The 1,332-nt window shown below is 64.0% G+C and carries 1 protein-coding gene and 1 pseudogene; both read left to right on the top strand.

Features of this window, described 5'->3' with window-relative positions; genetic code table 11:
* A partial coding sequence (locus JOD69_RS24465) for a hypothetical protein (RefSeq protein ID WP_210024373.1) occupies positions 1 to 1,058 on the top strand: 1,058 nt, incomplete at its 5' end.
* A gap of 17 nt (positions 1,059 to 1,075) precedes the next feature.
* Positions 1,076 to 1,332, top strand: a pseudogene (locus JOD69_RS24460) (lipopolysaccharide biosynthesis protein); the annotation flags it as partial.

The following is a 1,332-nucleotide window of genomic DNA, read 5'->3' as shown; positions in this document are numbered from 1 at the left end:
TCGCGGCGGAACCTCACTGGCAGGTGAAGAGCCGGGCGCGCCTGCAAAATCTTTTTTATACGCCGATCGACGCCATCGACACCCAGAATCAGTATCTGGACCTCGATGCCCATTATGCGACCGAGCGGTCGCGCTGGGCGCTCACGGTGAACCATACCGATGACGCCCTGCTGTCGTCGCAGTCCGATGTCCTGGTCGGAATCGTGTTGACCCGCGTGCAGCGGGCTGAAACCACCGTCGCCCCGTCCTGGACCTATGCGCTGGACGAGCGCACCCGGCTGACCCTGGGCTATGCGTATCAGGCCTCGGATTACGAGGCCCGGGCTGGGTTCGCCTTTGTCAGTTCGACCGCGCATACGGCGTCGTCCGGACTCGAGCATCAGCTGACCGAACGCTTGTTGCTCTCGGGGACGCTGGCTTATACCGCCTATCGCGCCGACCGGCGCGCGATCGATTATCTCAACGCCCTGGCGGGCTTTCAGTACGCCCTGACCGAGACGCTCGAGGTCGGCGTCTCCGGCGGCGGTCAGTTCAGCGATTCGGAGACTCAATTGGAAACCTTGCGCCTCGACGGTTTTCAGATCGTCAGCCTGGACCCGCTGCTGCTGGTGCCGGTCACGGTCCGGGAGACGGTCACGCTCAAGGACCGCCAGTTCGGCCCCTTGGTCACCGCGAGCGCGCGGCAGCGCTTCGACACCGGGGACGTCGAGCTGAATTACGCCCATCAGATCAGCCCTTCGATCAACGGCACCCTGTTCGAGTCGGATCGGGTGACGGTCACGGCCCGCCGGCAGGTGTCGGAGCGCCTGAACGCCGCCCTGAATCTGTCCTACACCGATCAGTCGCTGCCCGATGCGAACGGCGATCGCCTGACCCAGGCGTATTACCGGATCGGCGGCGATCTGTCTTATGCCGTGACCGAGCGCTGGCGCCTCGGCGCGTCGTATCAGTACACCCTCCGCGATCTCGGGGAGCGCGGCGGTTTGTTTTCCGGCCGCCAGGAGGCCCATGCCGTCTTTGTGACGCTCAAGTACGACTTCGACCCATTCCAGTTTTGAGTTTGAGAGACCGATCAATGGAAGAAAAAGCACTCAGCGATTATCTCGCCACCTTTCGCCGCCATCGCGCCGCCTTCGGCGCGATTCTGGGCGGACTGTTCACGCTCGGCGTCCTGACCGCGCTGCTGTTGCCGCCGACCTACCGCTCGACCGCGACGATTCTGATCGAGGAGCAGGAGATCCCGTCCGACCTGGTCCGCTCCACCATCACGAGTTATGCCGCCGAGCGGCTGCAGATGATCAGCCAGCGGGTGATGACCCGCGCGCATCTCCT

The sequence above is a fragment of the Methylocaldum sp. RMAD-M genome (assembly GCF_017832375.1).
Taxonomy (GTDB): Bacteria; Pseudomonadota; Gammaproteobacteria; order Methylococcales; family Methylococcaceae; genus Methylocaldum.
The sequence above is the reverse complement of the archived record's forward strand: the minus strand, read 5'-3'. Positions and strand labels throughout refer to the sequence as shown.